This is a genomic window from Marivirga atlantica (assembly GCF_016734805.1).
GTDB classification, from domain to species: Bacteria; Bacteroidota; Bacteroidia; order Cytophagales; family Cyclobacteriaceae; genus Marivirga; species Marivirga atlantica.
On sequence record NZ_JAERQG010000001.1, the window covers coordinates 915,857 to 933,112 of the forward strand.

Annotated in this window: 17 protein-coding genes; 14 read left to right on the forward strand and 3 right to left on the reverse strand. The window is 36.4% G+C overall.

All coding sequences use genetic code 11. The features are described 5' to 3' along the window. Positions 1–3 precede the first annotated feature (3 nt). Together JKP34_RS04100 and JKP34_RS04105 are read left to right on the forward strand one after the other, a co-directional pair. Complete coding sequence (locus JKP34_RS04100; protein ID WP_201917963.1) at positions 4–2,136, forward strand: prolyl oligopeptidase family serine peptidase; 2,133 nt, start codon at positions 4–6, stop codon at positions 2,134–2,136. A gap of 2 nt (positions 2,137–2,138) precedes the next feature. Then, positions 2,139–2,609, forward strand: a complete 471-nt coding sequence (locus JKP34_RS04105; protein ID WP_201917964.1) for a GNAT family N-acetyltransferase — start codon at positions 2,139–2,141, stop codon at positions 2,607–2,609. A gap of 57 nt (positions 2,610–2,666) precedes the next feature. Here the strand turns inward: JKP34_RS04105 and JKP34_RS04110 are convergent, their stop codons facing one another. After that, a complete protein-coding gene (locus JKP34_RS04110) occupies positions 2,667–2,969 on the reverse strand; it encodes a DUF4286 family protein (protein ID WP_201917965.1) in 303 nt (100 codons plus the stop codon). Positions 2,970–3,128: 159 nt separating this feature from the next. Between JKP34_RS04110 and JKP34_RS04115 the strand changes: the two genes are divergently transcribed. The 10 genes from JKP34_RS04115 to galE all read left to right on the forward strand — a co-directional run bounded on the left by JKP34_RS04115 (position 3,129) and on the right by galE (position 12,566). Continuing rightward, positions 3,129–4,067 (forward strand): MerR family transcriptional regulator, encoded by a 939-nt coding sequence (locus tag JKP34_RS04115; RefSeq protein WP_201917968.1) that lies wholly within the window; start codon positions 3,129–3,131, stop codon positions 4,065–4,067. A 235-nt stretch (positions 4,068–4,302) separates the two neighbouring features. Then, a complete protein-coding gene (locus JKP34_RS04120; RefSeq protein ID WP_201917970.1) occupies positions 4,303–4,815 on the forward strand; it encodes an RNA polymerase sigma factor in 513 nt (170 codons plus the stop codon). Between the two features lie 3 nt (positions 4,816–4,818). Next, positions 4,819–6,300, forward strand: coding sequence for a phytoene desaturase family protein (locus tag JKP34_RS04125; RefSeq protein WP_201917972.1), 1,482 nt, complete (start codon positions 4,819–4,821; stop codon positions 6,298–6,300). Further along, positions 6,300–7,142 (forward strand): phytoene/squalene synthase family protein, encoded by an 843-nt coding sequence (locus JKP34_RS04130; RefSeq protein ID WP_201917974.1) that lies wholly within the window; start codon positions 6,300–6,302, stop codon positions 7,140–7,142. Before JKP34_RS04125 ends, JKP34_RS04130 begins: the two co-directional genes overlap by 1 nt. A 9-nt stretch (positions 7,143–7,151) precedes the next feature. After that, positions 7,152–7,994, forward strand: a complete 843-nt coding sequence (locus JKP34_RS04135) for a 4-hydroxy-3-methylbut-2-enyl diphosphate reductase (protein WP_201917976.1) — start codon at positions 7,152–7,154, stop codon at positions 7,992–7,994. 10 nt (positions 7,995–8,004) lie between these two features. Then, a complete protein-coding gene (locus tag JKP34_RS04140; protein WP_201917985.1) occupies positions 8,005–8,490 on the forward strand; it encodes a sterol desaturase family protein in 486 nt (161 codons plus the stop codon). Between the two features lie 47 nt (positions 8,491–8,537). Then, positions 8,538–8,984, forward strand: coding sequence for a hypothetical protein (locus tag JKP34_RS04145; protein WP_201917988.1), 447 nt, complete (start codon positions 8,538–8,540; stop codon positions 8,982–8,984). A gap of 253 nt (positions 8,985–9,237) precedes the next feature. Continuing rightward, entirely contained in the window at positions 9,238–10,536 is a 1,299-nt protein-coding gene (locus JKP34_RS04150) for a UDP-glucose dehydrogenase family protein (protein ID WP_201917991.1), read from the forward strand. Between the two features lie 6 nt (positions 10,537–10,542). Next, the gene (locus JKP34_RS04155; RefSeq protein ID WP_201917993.1) at positions 10,543–11,535 is read left to right on the forward strand and encodes a UDP-glucuronic acid decarboxylase family protein; all 993 of its coding nucleotides are present in this window, start codon (positions 10,543–10,545) and stop codon (positions 11,533–11,535) included. After that, positions 11,535–12,566, forward strand: coding sequence for a UDP-glucose 4-epimerase GalE (gene galE / locus JKP34_RS04160; RefSeq protein ID WP_201917996.1), 1,032 nt, complete (start codon positions 11,535–11,537; stop codon positions 12,564–12,566). The genes JKP34_RS04155 and galE overlap by 1 nt, the downstream gene beginning before the upstream one ends. On the opposite strand, the gene JKP34_RS04165 is transcribed toward galE, so the two are convergent. Next, the gene (locus JKP34_RS04165) at positions 12,567–13,340 is read right to left on the reverse strand and encodes an alpha/beta fold hydrolase (protein WP_201917998.1); all 774 of its coding nucleotides are present in this window, start codon (positions 13,338–13,340) and stop codon (positions 12,567–12,569) included. Further along, positions 13,337–15,262 carry a 1-deoxy-D-xylulose-5-phosphate synthase gene (dxs, locus tag JKP34_RS04170; protein WP_201918000.1) on the reverse strand — a complete coding sequence of 642 codons (1,926 nt, stop codon included), beginning with the start codon at positions 15,260–15,262 and terminating at the stop codon, positions 13,337–13,339. The genes JKP34_RS04165 and dxs overlap by 4 nt, the downstream gene beginning before the upstream one ends. Positions 15,263–15,437: 175 nt before the next feature. On the opposite strand from dxs, the gene JKP34_RS04175 reads away from it, so the two are divergent. Together JKP34_RS04175 and JKP34_RS04180 are read left to right on the forward strand one after the other, a co-directional pair. After that, on the forward strand, positions 15,438–16,184 hold the full coding sequence (locus tag JKP34_RS04175; RefSeq protein ID WP_201918002.1) for a segregation and condensation protein A: 747 nt from the start codon (positions 15,438–15,440) through the stop codon (positions 16,182–16,184). Further along, a complete protein-coding gene (locus JKP34_RS04180; protein WP_201918004.1) occupies positions 16,181–17,239 on the forward strand; it encodes a lysylphosphatidylglycerol synthase transmembrane domain-containing protein in 1,059 nt (352 codons plus the stop codon). The genes JKP34_RS04175 and JKP34_RS04180 overlap by 4 nt, the downstream gene beginning before the upstream one ends. The last annotated feature ends 17 nt before the right edge of the window (positions 17,240–17,256 follow it).

Here is a 17,256-nt window from a genome sequence, read left to right on the forward strand (position 1 = left end):
AAAATGAAAAGAGTATCATATCTGCTGTTGCTGTCCTTTGCAATGGCTTGCTCAGAAAAGGAAAAGCAAACCGAACGAATGACTATTGATAATTACCCTGAAACCCAAAAGGTAGACACAGTTGATACCTATTTTGGTACAGAGGTGGCAGACCCTTACAGATGGCTTGAAGATGACAGGTCAGCTGAAACAGAAGCATGGGTGGAAGCACAAAATGAAGTGACTTTTGGCTATCTCAATCAAATTCCTTTCAGAGGAAAGATTAAAGATCGACTAACCGAACTTTGGAATTACTCAAAGGAAGGTTCACCAAGAAAACACGGAGAATATTATTATACCTATAAAAATGATGGCCTTCAGAACCAATGGGTTGTACATAGAAAAAAAGGTATGGATGGTGAAGAAGAGGTATTTCTTGACCCAAATACTTTTTCTGAAGATGCCACAACCAGTTTAGCGGGTACTTCATTTACAGAAGATGGCAGCCTTTTAGCTTACCTTATTTCTGAGGGAGGTTCAGATTGGAGAAAAATCATTGTTATGAATACCGAGGATAAATCGATTGTGGAGGATACGCTTAAAGATGTGAAGTTTAGTGGTGCATCCTGGAAGGGAAACGATGGTTTTTTCTACAGCAGCTATGATAAACCAAAGGGGAGTGAGCTTTCTGCCAAAACACAAATGCACAAACTCTACTACCATAAATTAGGAACGCCTCAAAGTGAAGACGAGCTTATTTTTGGAGGTGAGGAAATGCCAAGAAGATATATAGGAGCTTCAGTGAGTGAGGATAATAAATTCTTATTTGTAAGTGCCTCTGAAAGCACCAGTGGGAATGAGCTATACTTGAAAAGGCTTGACCAGCCAAATAGTGAGTTTAAGCCAGTTGTTACCGGTTTCGATAGTGAGAGTTATGTAGCAGAAACAAAAGGTGATATGCTTTATATAGTTACCAATATGGACGCCCCAAATAAAAGACTGGTAAAAGTGGATTCTAACAATCCAGCTCCTGAGAATTGGGTAGATGTAATCCCTGAAACAGATAATGTGTTGAGTGTAGGCACTGCCGGAGGTTATATTTTTGCCAATTACCTGGTAGATGTTAAAACTGAAATCTACCAATATGATTTTGATGGTAAAGAAATAAGAAAGGTAGAATTGCCTGGTATAGGTACAGCAGGAGGTTTTGGTGGGGAAAAAGAAGATACTACTTTATTTTATTCATTCACTTCCTTTACTTATCCATCTGCTATCTTTCAATTTGATATTGAAAGTGGAGAGTCAAAATTATATTGGAAGCCTGCTATTGATTTCAATCCTGAAGCTTTTGAAACCAAACAAGTTTTCTACGAAAGTAAGGATGGTACTAAAATACCAATGTTTATTACGCACAAAAAAGGACTTGAATTAAATGGAAAGAACCCAACTTACTTATATGCTTATGGCGGCTTCAATGTTAGTTTGAGACCAAGCTTTAGTGTGGCCAGATTGGTCTGGTTAGAGCAAGGAGGTATTTATGCACAGCCTAATTTAAGAGGTGGAGGCGAATATGGTGAAGCCTGGCACAAGGCAGGTACAAAAATGCAGAAGCAAAATGTTTTTGACGATTTCATTGCTGCAGCGGAATACCTAAAAGCTCAAAAATATACTGATACGCAGCATTTGGCTATATCGGGGGGCTCTAATGGTGGTTTACTAGTGGGAGCCACCATGACTCAAAGACCGGATTTATGTCAGGTAGCTTTACCGGCTGTCGGTGTAATGGACATGCTGCGGTACCATACATTTACCGCAGGAGCAGGATGGGCCTATGATTATGGTACTTCTGAAGATAGTAAAGAGATGTTCGAATACCTTTATGGCTATTCTCCTGTACATAATATCAAAGAAGGGGTTGAATATCCTGCTACTTTGGTAACAACAGCCGATCATGATGATAGAGTAGTACCGGCACACTCATTTAAGTTTGCAGCAAACCTACAGGAGAAGCATGCCGGAGAGAATCCTGTCCTGATAAGAATTGAAACTAATGCTGGTCATGGAGCAGGCAAGCCAACTGATAAAATAATTGATGAACAAGCCGATAAGTATGCCTTTACTTGGTATAATATGGGCGTTAATCCGTTTGAAAAATAAATATGAGTTTCGTAGTAAGAAAAGGAAAAAAAGAAGACTTACCACATGTACTTAGGCTAATTGAAGAATTAGCTATTTATGAAAGAGAGCCTGACGCAGTTAATGTGACAGTTGATGAATTAGAAAAAGACGGCTTCGGTCAAAATCCACTTTATGGATTGTTTGTGGGTGAGGCAGATGGGGAAATTGTTGGTATTGCACTCTATTATTTCCGATACTCAACCTGGAACGGCAAAGTATTGTACTTGGAGGACCTAGTGGTTACAGAATCAGAGAGAGGTAAAGGTTATGGTCGTGATTTGCTAAATGCCATTATTCAGGAGGCTGATAAGCAAAACTGCAGGTTGTGTACATGGCAGGTACTCGATTGGAATGAGCCATCTATCAAATTTTATAAGAGTATTGGTGCAGATTTAGACGAAGGCTGGATTAACTGTACAGTGAAACAGTCGGATTACAAAAATTTTTATTGATTTAATATAATTAGCCAGTTTAAGAGCTCTTGATGTGATTGTCAAGAGCTCTTTTTTTTAAATAGTTTCTAAAAAAGTTCTGAAGCTCAAACATTTATTCTGAAACTTCTCTAAATGTGCTTCACGCAATCTGGGAGCATGTTCTACCATATATTGCTCTAATTTATCCAAAGAATCCGTGAAGTATTGCACAGCATAAGTTTCTCCTTCATTTTCTGTTTCATTTAATAGTCGAAGCATTTTATAATCATCAAAAAAACCAGTGGCCAAAATGTCAGGTATATGCTTCTCTTTCATCCAGGCAACCCACTGATTTTCAACTTCCTTCTCTACATTTATGGTCACATTATATATTATCATAGACTTTTTAATATTTTTTTTGCAAATTTGAATTTAATTAATTTTTTCTGAAAACATTTTTTCACCTGCCTAGGTTACACTAACATTATCCTACCATTTTTTTAGTTAGTTATTTTTTTCAGTTAGCGAAAGGAGAAAAGAAGAAAGGAGAAAAAGACTGTGAGTAATTATTCAATAAAAGATTTAGAAAATTTGTCGGGCATCAAAGCACACACTTTGCGCATCTGGGAGCAGCGCTATCATTTTATTGAGCCAAAGCGAACAGATACTAACATCCGGTATTATAGTGATGAGGATTTAAAATTAATTCTCAACATCGCTACTTTAAGGGAAAACAACTGCAAAATTTCCAAAATCGCTAAAATGACTTTTGAGGAAATTAATGGAAAAGTAATGCAAATAGCTGAAAAGAATTTGCGTTTCCCTGATCAAATCAACTCTCTTACCCTAGCCACCATTGATATGGATGAAGATAGGTTTGAGAAAATACTTAATAACAATATTGTAAAATACGGATTTGAGCAGTCGATGCTCAAAATCATATACCCCTTCTTGGCCAAAATTGGAATGCTGTGGCAAACAGGCAGTATTTTACCAGCACAGGAACATTTCATTTCAAATCTAATCCGACAGAAGGTTACAGTAGCTATAGATGGACACTTCGTAACGGAGGAAGAATCAAGAGGGAAATGGTTATTGTTTTTACCTGAAAATGAGTTGCATGAACTTTCTTTGATGTTTGCAGCATTTATTCTAAGATCTAGAAAATTTAAGGTGATTTATTTGGGACAAAATCTTCCTCAAGAAGATTTACAGTCTGTTAAAAGATTACAAAATCCTGATTACGTGCTTACCATATCAACGACATCACCTAAAAAGAATGACGTCCAACAGTATATTGATGATGTTGCTGATTTGTTTAGTAGTGCGACCGTGTTTGTAGGTGGCTATCAGGTTATTGGTGAAGACCTCAAACGTAAGAAAAATGTTGAGTTCATGTATAAAATGGAAGATTTGATTCAGTTTGTTGAAGAAATGGGTCCCGATTATACTAAAGAAGATAGTGAAAAGACGTCTAAAGTCATGCGTTATAGTTGACCTAATAACATTCATAACATTCCACAGAAGTAAAAAGGCCAATTCTTACGGAGAATTGGCCTTTTTTGTTGTTTATCTAATTTGCAATGTAAGAATATAAAGAGATTTCAATAAAATCACGTGTTTGTACATCTTTTTGGTTTTGTTTAACGTAACACAATATAAATTCAACAGAATGATTGGATTTTGTTGAATAATTTTCTACATTTGTTAAACAACCTAAACAAAAATAATCATGACAGCTATTGAATTCGGATACGCAATTAACAACATGACTAAGTCGATGAAGCCATTTGCCTTGAAACTAACCAAGGATATGGAGCAGGCAAATGATTTAATTCAGGAAACAGTGTTGAAAGCATTTTCTAATAGAGAAAAATTTGCTGAAGGCACTAACCTAAAAGCTTGGTTGTTTACAATAATGAAAAATACTTTCATTACTAATTATCAACGAATGGTTCGTAGAAAAACATTCATTGATACTACAGAAAACCTTCATTTTATAAACTCTACCGACAATATTGCGCAAAATAGTGCTTATGGTAATTTTGCTATGAGAGACATTGTGAAGCAGGTGGAGAAATTGAATGATGTATATAAAATGCCTTTCATGATGCACTTTAGAGGTTTTAAATATCATGAAATTGCTGATAAACTTGAAATTCCTATAGGAACTGTAAAAAATAGGATTCATATTGCTAGAAAAGAGCTTAAAAGTGCTCTTAAAGTGTACTCTAAAGCTAGTTAATGAATGTCTCAAAATAAGGTAGTTGTAATAGGTTCTGGTTTTTCAGGATTATCCACCGCAACTTATTTAGCACATCATGGTTATGATGTCACCGTACTAGAAAAAAATAAGACCTTAGGAGGTAGAGCCCGTCAGTTCAGTGCTGAGGGCTTTGTTTTTGATATGGGGCCAAGTTGGTACTGGATGCCAGATGTCTTTGAAAAATATTTCAACTATTTCGGTAAATCTACAAGTGACTATTACGAACTTATAAGGTTGGACCCTTCTTATCACGTTGTTTTTGGCAAAGACGATGTGCTTAAAATACCCGCAAAGCTTGATAACTTTAAGCTAATGCTTGAAGAGATGGAGAAGGGAAGTGCAGCAAAGCTTGATGAGTTTCTAAAACAAGCAGCCTATAAATACGAAAAAGGCATTAATGATTTAGTTTATAAACCTGGTAGATCTTTGACCGAGTTTATGAATCCCAAATTATTATTTGACATGTTTAGGATGGATATTTTTTCCTCCATTTATAAGCATGTTAGAAAATACTTTAAGAATGACAGAATCATTCGGTTAATGGAATTTCCCATTCTTTTTCTGGGAGCTTTGCCTGAAAATACGCCAGCACTTTACAGTTTAATGAACTATGCAGACATAAGCCTTGGTACCTGGTACCCAAAAGGGGGAATGTACAAGATAATAGAGGGCATGGTAAAATTGGCTGAAGAAAAAGGAGTGAAATTTATCACGGAGCAGGAAGTAACGGGAGTAGAGGTTATATCAGGTGAAGGTAAAAAAGTTTTTACTACTAACAACTCCTATGTTGCGGACATAGTGGTTTCTTCTGCAGATTACGAGCATACTGACCAGTCTATTTTACCCAAGCAGTTCCGTAACTATTCAAAAAGCTATTGGGATACACGCGTTATGGCACCTTCATCTTTAATCTTCTACTTAGGAATTGATAAAAGGATTGACGGCTTAGCGCATCATAATTTATTTTTCGATCGAGATTTTGGTCCACATGCCAAGGAGATATATCAAACACCAAAATGGCCGAACGATCCATTGTTCTATGTAAGTGCCACATCAAAAACAGATAGCACTGTGGCACCTGAAGGGATGGAAAATCTATTTATTTTAATGCCTGTTGCGCCTGGATTGGAAGATAATGAGGAGATTAGAGAAAAATATTATAACTTAATAGTTGATAGAATGGAGCATCTTTTGGGCGAAGAAATCAAGAGCCATGTGATTTACAAAAGAAGCTTCGCTCATAACGATTTTGTTTCGGAATATCATTCTTTTAAAGGAAATGCATATGGCTTAGCAAATACACTAAAGCAAACAGCCATTTTGAAACCTTCTTTAAAGAACAAAAAAATAAAAAACTTTTATTACGCAGGTCAGCTAACGGTTCCTGGCCCTGGCGTACCACCTTCATTAATTTCCGGGCATGTGGTTGCTAAGGAAATAATGAAAGAACATAAAATTGCCTGATGGACGCAAAAGAACTTTTCAACCAAACTACTTTTGAGTGCAGTAAATTAATTACTGAGCGCTATAGCACGTCCTTTACTCTCGGTATTAAAACTTTGAACAAAGAATTTCATTATCCCATCTACGCTATATATGGATTTGTTAGATATGCGGATGAAATAGTTGATACCTTTCATGATCAGGATAAGCCAAAGCTTTTAGCACAATTTAAGAAAGAAACTTACGAGGCTATTGAAAATGGCATAAGTCTTAATCCCGTGCTTCATTGCTTCCAGATGGTAGTTAATAATTACAAAATTGATCTTCATTTAATAGAAGCTTTTCTGCACAGTATGGCAATGGATTTAGAAGATATTGATTATCAGCAATCCTCTTATGAAGAATATATATATGGCTCAGCTGAAGTTGTAGGCCTTATGTGTCTGAAAGTTTTTTGCGATGGAGACCAGAATAAGTATGATAGTTTAGTTGCTCCTGCCAAGAGTCTTGGATCTGCTTTTCAAAAGGTTAATTTCTTGCGAGATATAAAATCGGACTTTCATGATAGAGGGAGAGTGTATTTCCCCGAGGTGGATTTTAATAAGTTTACCGATGCTGATAAGACAAAAATAGAACAGGACATTGCTGCGGACTTCAGGCATGCTTATGAGGGTATAAAGCAATTACCGAAAGGTGCCCGATTAGGTGTGTATTTAGCCTATACTTATTATACTAAATTGTTCAAAAAAATTAAAAATTGTGCCTCCACAAGGATTTTAGAAGAGCGAATTCGTGTTAATAATTCCAGAAAACTTTTTCTGATGGTGAGCAGTTATTTCAAGCATAGATTAAACACACTGTGATAAAGAATTATGAACTTAAGTGTAAATATCGATAATAATTCAGGTTTTTGTTTCGGAGTAGTGTATGCTATAGAAATGGCAGAAGATATGCTTGAAGAGCAAGGTTACCTTTATTGCTTAGGTGATATAGTTCATAACGATGAGGAAGTAAGAAGACTTGAAGCCAAAGGGTTAAGAATTATTGATAGAGAGCAACTTAAAGATCTCAATAATGAAAAAGTTTTAATTCGCGCTCACGGTGAACCGCCTTCAACTTATAAATTAGCTATAGAGAATAATTTAACTTTGGTTGATGCTTCATGCCCGGTAGTGCTTAAACTTCAAAACAGAATTAAAAATTCTTTTGACAAAGAAGAAAAAATCTACATTTATGGCAAGCATGGTCATGCTGAAGTAGAAGGCCTTTTGGGTCAAACCAATCAAGAAGCAGTAGTTTTTCAAAATATTGAAGAGCTTGATTTAGCAACTTTGCCTAAACAACTTACTTTATACAGTCAAACTACCAAAAGCACAGATAAATTTTACGAAATAAAGAAGATACTAACTGATAACGGTATAAGTGTTAATGCAAATGATACTATTTGCCGTCAGGTTTCAAATAGAGATAAAGAGCTGAGGAGCTTTGCCCAGCAATATGATAAGATTATTTTTGTATCTGGCACCAAGTCGTCTAATGGTAAAGTGCTGTATAATGTATGCAAAGAGCAGAATCCTAATTCATACTTCATCTCTAATACAAATGAACTTGATAAAGGTTGGTTTAGTCAAGATGATAGGGTAGGGATTTGTGGAGCTACTTCTACACCAATGTGGCTTATGGAAGAAGTGAAGGATACTTTGCTAGCTTATTAATTATTTTTACATGTCTGAATATCTACTTTATACCTTTTATGGGGTTTTAATTATAGGCACATTTCTCTTTATGGAAGGTGTGGCATGGTTTACTCATAAATATATAATGCACGGATTCTTATGGAGCTGGCATAAATCACATCACAAGGTGCATAACCATACTTTAGAGAGGAATGATCTATTTGCACTGGTTTTTAGTATACCATCGGCTCTATTAATTATGGCGGGTATAGAGTTTGAGAATGTTAGATGGTTACTTTTTATTGGTATAGGTGTAGCTTGCTATGGGGTTTTTTACGTATTATTTCATGATATTCTAGTTCACAGAAGAGTTAAGATTAAGTTTAGTGCTAGAAATAAATATTTGAAGAGAATGATACGTGCTCATTACATTCATCATGAAGTGCACACTAAAGAAGGAGCTGAAGCTTTCGGTTTTTTATATGCACCAAAAAAATACGAGTCTAAAGAAGCTCTACAAAACTCCATGAGATAACATAATATTTAGTATTTTCGATAATACATCCTCAAAACACAAAGACTATGAAAAAATTATTAACAATCCTTTTCATGTTCGCCTTCATTGGTGTGCATGCCCAAAACGAAATGAATCTTAAGCAAACAGTTGCTCAATTGCAGGATTATCTTGATGGGGTTGAAGAAAACGCCAAAATCGCAATCAGTGATGAAGGGGTGGTAACCTACACTAAAAAATTTGGTGATAATGAAAATGACTACAGAGCTGTTTTTAGATTAAGTAATGTAAATATCAGTTTAGAAGAGCGTAAAGATGAAAACTATCTTGAAGGTGAGCCTAAATACTATATGAAGTTCAGCTGCGAAACTAAAGGTGATCCTTGTATTATCTATACAAAGCTTTCCGATGAAAGCTCAACCAACTCTTATAAATTCACAAACTTTCCGGTATGGACAGTTGAAAATGGAAAAGATGCTGTAAAGATTTTCAATAAAATAAAAGAGCAATTATAGTCCCGAAACTACATTAATTTATGAGCCATCTGTTATTTACAGATGGCTTTTATTTTGTATTTATCGCTTTGTTAGCTAGCTTCAAATATCATTTACATTTTATGTAATTGATTTTAAACAATAAATAATTGTAGAATATTTAGCATAATTCGATTAATTATTAGCTTAATAATTCTTTAGGCTTAATTTTGTGTTTCAGTATATTGTCTAATTAGAAAATAACATCTCTTACTTAATATAAGAACCATTTATTATGAAAATTGCAGTAATAGGTACTGGCTATGTAGGATTAGTAACAGGAACCTGCTTTGCCGAAACTGGAAACCATGTAACCTGTGTAGATATTGATGAGAAAAAAGTTCAAAAACTACAGAGTGGAGTGGTAACTATATATGAACCAGGTTTAGAAGTTCTATTTGAAAGAAATATCAGGCAAAAAAGACTAGACTTTACCACAAATCTCAAGGAAGGTATTAAGGATGCTGAGGTAATTTTCCTTGCTTTACCGACACCTCCAGGTGAGGACGGCTCAGCAGATTTACAGTATATTCTTAAGGTGGCCAACGATCTTGGACCTATTTTGGAAAATTATGCGGTAGTTGTTGATAAGTCAACAGTTCCGGTTGGTACTGCCGAAAAAGTACATGCTGCAATTGCTGCAAATGCAAAGGTTGAATTTGATGTAGTTTCTAATCCGGAGTTTCTTAGAGAGGGTGTAGCCGTTGATGATTTTATGAAACCTGATAGAGTAGTTATCGGTACTCGTTCTGATAAAGCTAAAAAAATCATGGAAAACCTTTATGCACCACTAGTGCGTCAAGGCAATCCAGTAATTTTTATGGACGAAAAATCAGCTGAACTTACTAAGTATGCCGCAAACTCTTTTTTGGCAACTAAAATCACCTTTATGAATGAAATAGCAAACCTATGTGAGCTATTAGGTGCGGATGTTGACATGGTAAGAAAAGGTATTGGTACTGATACAAGAATAGGAAAAAGGTTTTTATTTGCAGGTATTGGCTATGGCGGTAGCTGTTTCCCCAAGGATGTGCAGGCCCTGGCTAAATCATCAAAAGATGTTGGTTATAATTTCAAGATCCTTAATTCGGTGATGGATGTAAATACTACTCAGAAAACCAGACTTATGGATCATATTAAAGGCTACTTCAAAAATGATCTCAAAGGAAAAACTATTGCATTATGGGGATTAGCTTTTAAGCCTTATACTGATGATATTCGTGAAGCACCTGCTTTATATAATATTGATGCCCTACTGGAAGCGGGTGCAAAGGTTCGGGCTTATGATCCTGAAGCAATGGAAAATGTTCAGGATGTCGTTGGAGATAAAATTACATATTGTGAGGATGAGTACGAGGCATTAGAAGGTGCTGATGCCCTAATGATCATGACCGAATGGCCAGTGTTTAGAACACCTGAGTTTAAATTGATTAAAGAGAAGTTGAAAAATCCGCTAATTCTTGATGGTCGAAACTTATATGAAGTAGATCAAATGAAAGAATTAGGTTTTACATATTTCAGTATCGGAAGATAAATTTTTATGGCAAAGGAAAGAGTACTTATTACAGGAGCAGCTGGTTTTTTGGGATCACATTTGTGTGATAAATTTATAGCTGAAGGTTACTATGTAATCGGTATGGACAACCTGATTACAGGTTCCATGGATAACATAGCGCATTTAATGAAGCTAGAAGATTTTGAGTTTTATAATCATGATGTTACCAAATATGTCCATGTTCCAGGAAAATTAAAATATATTCTTCACTTTGCCTCACCTGCAAGCCCTATTGACTATCTTAAAATACCTATTCAAACGTTAAAAGTGGGTGCTCATGGTACTCATAATTTATTAGGTCTTGCAAAAGAAAAGAAGGCCAGGATTCTTGTAGCCTCTACCTCAGAAGTTTATGGAGACCCGATGGTTCATCCACAAACGGAAGAATATTATGGCAACGTAAATCCTGTGGGTCCACGAGGTGTATATGATGAAGCCAAAAGGTTTATGGAATCCATTACTATGGCTTATCATACTTACCATGATTTGGAAACCAGAATAGTACGTATTTTTAATACCTATGGGCCAAGAATGCGCTTGAATGATGGTCGTGTACTTCCTGCATTTATTGGACAAGCTTTAAGAGGTGAAGACCTTACGGTTTTTGGTGATGGTTCTCAAACAAGATCGTTCTGTTATGTTTCTGATTTGGTAGATGGTATTTACAAATTACTTCTTTCTGATTATGCTCAGCCAGTTAATATTGGTAATCCAGGAGAAATAACTATTAGTGAGTTTGCTGATGAAATAATCAAACTTACCGGTACAGATCAAAAAGTTGTGTATAAAGATTTGCCGAAGGATGATCCTAAACAAAGACAGCCAAATATCAAAAAGGCTAAGGAACTTTTAGGTTGGGAACCCAAAGTGTCACGAGCAGAAGGCTTGAAAATTACTTACGATTATTTTAAATCATTAGATAAGGAAAAGCTTTTTCAAAAGGAACATAAGGATTTCGAAAAATACGTAGTTAAGTAATGGAAGGCAAAATTCTAGTAACAGGAGGCTTAGGTTATATAGGTTCACATACTGTTGTTGAGCTTATTAATAAAGGGTATGAACCGCTAATTATTGATAACCTTTCAAATTCTACCATAGAAGTTCTGGAGAGAATTGAAAAGATTACTGGAAAACGTCCGGAGTTTCAGCAGGTAGAAATGCGAGATAAGGAGCAACTGCAGGAAGTTTTTTGGAGCAATAACCAAAAAATAGCCGGAGTTATTCATTTCGCAGCCGTATTGCTTGTTGGTGAATCAGTTGAGCAACCTCTTCATTATTACTATAATAATCTCGCCTCTACCATTAATTTGCTTGAATGCATGAAGGAGTTTGAGGTGAAACCTATTGTATTCTCATCTTCATGTACTGTATATGGAAATCCTGATGAACTGCCTGTAACGGAGAATACCTCAGTGAAACCAGCTGTATCACCTTATGGAAACACGAAAAAAATCTGTGAAGATATTTTAAAGGATGCAAGTCATGCCCATGATATCAATGTGATATCATTACGATATTTTAACCCTATTGGAGCCCACGAAAGTGCGCTTATTGGTGAGTTTCAGCAAGGCCCACCACATCATTTAGTGCCTTACATTACTGAAACAGCCAGAGGCAAACGTAAAAAGTTGGGGATATTTGGTAATGATTGGAATACTACTGACGGTACGTGTGTAAGAGATTACATACATGTTGTTGACTTAGCCAATGCACATATTTTTGCTTTAAAGTCCATCGTTGAGTCTAATGATCATGATGATTTTAAAGTATATAATATTGGATCAGGTCAGGGCTATTCTGTTTTAGAAATGGTGAATAGCTTTAAGAAAACAACTGGAGTTGATGTGCCTTATGAATTTGCTCCGCGCAGAGCAGGAGATGTAGAGGCTGTATATGCCGATATTACAAAGGCCACAAAAGAGCTAGGCTGGAAACCAGAAAAGACTTTAGATGACATGCTTTTATCAGCATGGGAGTGGGAAAACGCTTTGGCCAAGGAAGGCAAGTAGCTATTTGTGCGCTACTTCAACAAACTTAGATATTGTATTAAAAATTTCTTCTTCTCTTTCGATCATACCCATATGCCCTGTTTCAGGTAAATTCTTAAGATAAGGATTACGCATAAATTTTATTTGTTCCTTACTTCTGGCAGGAGGAATACTTGTATCCTCTTCTCCAAAAACAAACAAAATTGGCTTTTCAAATTCTTTTAAGAAATCTGTGGAGTCATCTCTGTCTCTCATTGAGAGCATGTAGTCGGTTAAGGTCTTCTCTGGAATGTTACGACCTTCTTCCATCACTCGATCAATAGCTGCTTTATGCTTTTCACGATATTTTTCATAAAAGAGCATCGGTACGAAGCTATCAATGAATTTTGCCACACCATGTTTTTGAATAAACTCGATACTCTTTTCTCTACCTATTCTTTTCTCTGGTGTATCTGCCAATGCGGTAGAATGGATCAATCCTATTGCTGAAACTATGTTAGGGAATTTTTTAGCTATTTCCAGTGTCACATAACCTCCGAGTGAATGCCCGATAATGATGCATTCTGCAATGTTATTTTTCTTCATCCAATCATAAATAGAATTGGCGACCATATCAATGGAATGATCAAACGGAAGTGGAGAACTTTCTCCAAAACCAGGCAAGTCAGGAATTAATACCCTGTATTTACTTCCTAATTTTTCTGCAATTGGTTCCCAAATGGTGTGTGACTCACCAAATCCGTGAATAAGGATTACCGGATATCCTTTTCCAAATTCTTTATGATTTATGTTCATACTTTAGCTGATAGTGCCTTCTCTGTCAATTGTAAAGCGCAAGAGAAAATTCCTTCGACATCAAAATTACACTCTTTATGTAATTCATATTGCTCACCATGCTCTACAATGCGGTCAGGAATACCCAAACGTTTTACTTTAGCAGAATAATCATTTTCTGCCATAAATTCAAGTACAGCACTTCCAAAACCACCCATCAAACAACCGTCTTCTACTGTAATAACCTTATCAAATTTCTGGAAAATTTCATGAAGCATTTCTTCATCCAATGGCTTCACAAATCTCATATCATAATGAGCTGCAGAAACGCCTTCTTCACCAAGCTTTTCGCAAGCTTCAACCGCATAGTTTCCAATGTGTCCTACAGTTAAGATAGCTATCTCATCACCTTCAACTACTTGCCGTCCTTTTCCAATTTCAATAGCCTCCATTGGTGTTTTCCACTCAGGCATAACACCAGCGCCTCTAGGATATCTGATGGTAAATGCTTTTCCTTCACGTGGCTGTTGAGCAGTAAACATCATGTTCCTAAGCTCTTGCTCATTCATTGGAGCCGCGACAATCATATTTGGAATACAACGCATATAAGCAATATCATAGTTGCCATGGTGGGTAGGACCATCAGCTCCAGCGAAACCTGCTCTGTCTAAACAGAAGTTTACTGGTAAATCTTGAATACATACATCATGTATTACCTGATCGTAACCGCGTTGCATAAAGGTGCTGTAAATATTACAAAATACAGTCATTCCCTGAGTGGCTAAACCAGCTGAAAAGGTAACAGCATGTTGTTCGGCAATGCCTACGTCAAAAGCTCTGTCAGGCATTTCTTTCATCATGATATTCATTGATGAACCAGAAGGCATTGCTGGTGTAACGCCCACAATTTTGTCATTGTCTTTTGCTAACTCTACCAAAGTTTCTCCAAACACCTGTTGGTATTTTGGTGCTTGAGGTTTGGTAACCGGCTTTTTCTGAATTTCGCCAGTGATTTTATCAAACTTACCAGGCGCATGCCATTTGGTCTGATCTTTCTCAGCAGGGGCAAAACCTTTACCTTTTGTGGTAATACAATGAAGCACTTTAGGCCCGGGAATATCTTTTAAGTCATTTAGTACAGCGACTAAATGATTTACATCATGTCCATCAACAGGGCCGAAGTAACGCAGATTAAGTGATTCAAAAAGGTTACTCTGTTTAAGAAGGAATGATTTAATGCTGTTTTCTAACTTGCCAACTACATCCTGAGCACTCTTACCGAAAGCACTTACTTTGCCTAGTAGCTTCCAGATGTCATCTCTCATTCTGTTGTAAGTATGAGAAGTTGTTATATCGGTAAGATACTCTTTCAGCGCACCTACATTAGGATCAATTGACATGCAATTATCATTTAAAATGATAATCATGTTGGCATCAGAGGCTCCGGCATGGTTCATGCCTTCAAAGGCAATTCCGCCTGTCATAGCACCATCACCAATTACTGCAATATGTTGTTTTTGAGTTTCTCCTTTAATGTTGGAAGCTAAGGCCATACCTAGTGCAGCAGAGATGGAAGTTGAAGAGTGTCCAACTCCAAAAGCATCATATTCACTTTCCTTTCTTTTAGGAAAGCCAGAAATGCCACCATAAACTCTGTTGGTATGGAAATCTTCTTTTCTGCCAGTAATTATTTTGTGTCCATAAGCCTGATGACCTACATCCCAAATAAGCTGATCTTCGGGTGTATTGAATACATAGTGAAGAGCAGTTGTTAATTCAACTACACCAAGGCTGGCTCCAAAATGGCCGCCATAAATGGAAACGTTATCTATGATGAACTGTCTTAACTCCTGGCTAAACTGAACTAACTGAGATTGATCTAATTTCTTTAAGTCTTCCGGGCTATTAATGTTGGCTAATAACTCCCCTGGCTGAATCAACATACGCTATTAATTTTACGAAAAAACAAAAACACATTGTAAATGTTTTCCAAGCTACAAATTACTGAATTTTTTAGCGGAAAAGTGTAATTATTTGATAAAATCAATCTCTCAATCCGCATTCTTTCTCAAAAAATATATCTTTGGAAAATATTTGAAATCAATTAATTACTAGCATTTGAGTTTCGAAATCAAACTCCCACTTTTTGAAGGTCCTTTTGACTTACTTCTTTTCTTTATTGAAAGGGATGAGCTGGATATTTATGATATTCCTATTTCAAAAATCACAAATGACTTTCTTGATTATTTAAAACATCTGGAAAGTCTGAATATTGAAGTGGCGAGTGAATTTATTTTGGTAGCATCAACCCTAATGCGCATTAAGGCAAAAATGTTGTTGCCCAGGCCTCAAATTGATGAAGAGGGTAATGAGATTGATCCGAGAGAAGAACTTGTTAAGCACCTCTTGGAATATAAAAAGTATAAATCCGTGCTGAATGAACTTTCTGCTATGGAAGGTGACATGATGCAAAAGGAGAAGCGAGGAAACGTTAACAAGGAAGTTAAGAGCCTTGCAGAAACCGTTAATGTTGAAGCAGAACTTCAAAATGTTGATTTATACAAACTCCTCAACGTATTTAGAAATGTAATGGCTAAATATGAATTGGAGCAAAATAAACCTAAACATAGGGTAGTACAATATCCTTATACTATTGAGGGACAAAAGGATTACATCCTTGATAAGGTGGCATTTAATTCCAGGCTTCCTTTTACCGATTTGATTGCTGACAGACCCAATAAGGTGGCTGTAATCTTTAACTTCCTGGCTATCCTGGAGTTGCTTCAAAGCTCACTTATCTCTATAACTGTAGGAGAAGGTTTCAATAATTTCTGGTTAGAAAAAGTTGAACAAGAGGCTGAATGAAAGTAGATAAAAAGAATGTATTAAAAACACTGAACCCTAACCGTGTTTGGATTCCTGTGCTGATAGGCGTAGCAATAGTAGCTTATTTGTTTTATCAGGATGATTCCGTAACGCTTGAAAACCTTTCTTTAATCTTTACAGCTCAGGTTGTTCCTGTAACCCTGGCTTTTATAGTGCTTTTTGCAAGGGATGTAGGTTATGTTTATCGCATCAGAACCATTACAGGAGAACGGCTAAGCTGGAAAAGTAGCATTTATGTAATCATACTTTGGGAATTTGCCTCAGCAGTAACCCCTTCTGTGGTTGGTGGTACAGCTGTGGCAGTTTTTATTTTAATGAAGGAGGGACTCAAATTGGGTAAAGCCTTGGCCTACACCATGATTACCGCCATTTTTGACAACCTTTATTTTGTGGTGATGGCACCAATAGTCTTTCTACTTGCTCAGGGTACGATTTTTCCAGAGAATGCAGGAGTAGAAACCCAATTAGGCAGAAGCTTACCCACACTTTTTTATATCAGCTACTCTTTAATTGCCGCTTATACATTGATAATGGCTTTTGCCGTTTTAATCAATCCAAGGTGGTTTAAATGGTTACTACTCAAAATTACCAGTATTAAGTGGTTAAGGAAGTGGAGGCCAGATGCCTATGAACAAGGTGAAGAAATAATGATAGCCTCAAGAGAACTGAGGGGTAAAAATGTGAGATATTGGCTTAAAATCTCGCTTTCAACATTCTTTATTTGGTCGGCCAGATATGCCATGCTCAATTGTGTGATTGAAGCTTTTACTGATCAAAATTTCCTTGAGCACATTACTATTTTTGCCAGACAGGTAGTGATATGGATTACCATGCTTATATCTCCAACTCCAGGAAGTAGCGGAACAGCAGAGTTCATTTTTACACAGTTCTTTAAGGAAGACTTAGGATCGGTTACTTTTATCAGCAATATTTTCTGGAGATTAATGACTTACTATCCTTACCTGTTTTTAGGGGCAATTATTCTTCCGAGATGGATAAAAAGGGTTTTCTTTCATAAGAGAAAAAAGGCTTAAACATATCCAAGATGCTT

Coding starts and splice junctions, on each gene's coding strand:
- JKP34_RS04100 (WP_201917963.1), top strand. CDS start 4: ATGAAAAGAGTATCATATCTGCTGTTGCTGTCCTTTGCAATGGCTTGC.
- JKP34_RS04105 (WP_201917964.1), top strand. CDS start 2,139: ATGAGTTTCGTAGTAAGAAAAGGAAAAAAAGAAGACTTACCACATGTA.
- JKP34_RS04110 (WP_201917965.1), bottom strand. CDS start 2,969: ATGATAATATATAATGTGACCATAAATGTAGAGAAGGAAGTTGAAAAT.
- JKP34_RS04120 (WP_201917970.1), top strand. CDS start 4,303: ATGACAGCTATTGAATTCGGATACGCAATTAACAACATGACTAAGTCG.
- JKP34_RS04125 (WP_201917972.1), top strand. CDS start 4,819: ATGTCTCAAAATAAGGTAGTTGTAATAGGTTCTGGTTTTTCAGGATTA.
- JKP34_RS04130 (WP_201917974.1), top strand. CDS start 6,300: ATGGACGCAAAAGAACTTTTCAACCAAACTACTTTTGAGTGCAGTAAA.
- JKP34_RS04135 (WP_201917976.1), top strand. CDS start 7,152: ATGAACTTAAGTGTAAATATCGATAATAATTCAGGTTTTTGTTTCGGA.
- JKP34_RS04140 (WP_201917985.1), top strand. CDS start 8,005: ATGTCTGAATATCTACTTTATACCTTTTATGGGGTTTTAATTATAGGC.
- JKP34_RS04145 (WP_201917988.1), top strand. CDS start 8,538: ATGAAAAAATTATTAACAATCCTTTTCATGTTCGCCTTCATTGGTGTG.
- JKP34_RS04150 (WP_201917991.1), top strand. CDS start 9,238: ATGAAAATTGCAGTAATAGGTACTGGCTATGTAGGATTAGTAACAGGA.
- JKP34_RS04155 (WP_201917993.1), top strand. CDS start 10,543: ATGGCAAAGGAAAGAGTACTTATTACAGGAGCAGCTGGTTTTTTGGGA.
- galE (WP_201917996.1), top strand. CDS start 11,535: ATGGAAGGCAAAATTCTAGTAACAGGAGGCTTAGGTTATATAGGTTCA.
- JKP34_RS04165 (WP_201917998.1), bottom strand. CDS start 13,340: ATGAACATAAATCATAAAGAATTTGGAAAAGGATATCCGGTAATCCTT.
- dxs (WP_201918000.1), bottom strand. CDS start 15,262: ATGTTGATTCAGCCAGGGGAGTTATTAGCCAACATTAATAGCCCGGAA.
- JKP34_RS04180 (WP_201918004.1), top strand. CDS start 16,181: ATGAAAGTAGATAAAAAGAATGTATTAAAAACACTGAACCCTAACCGT.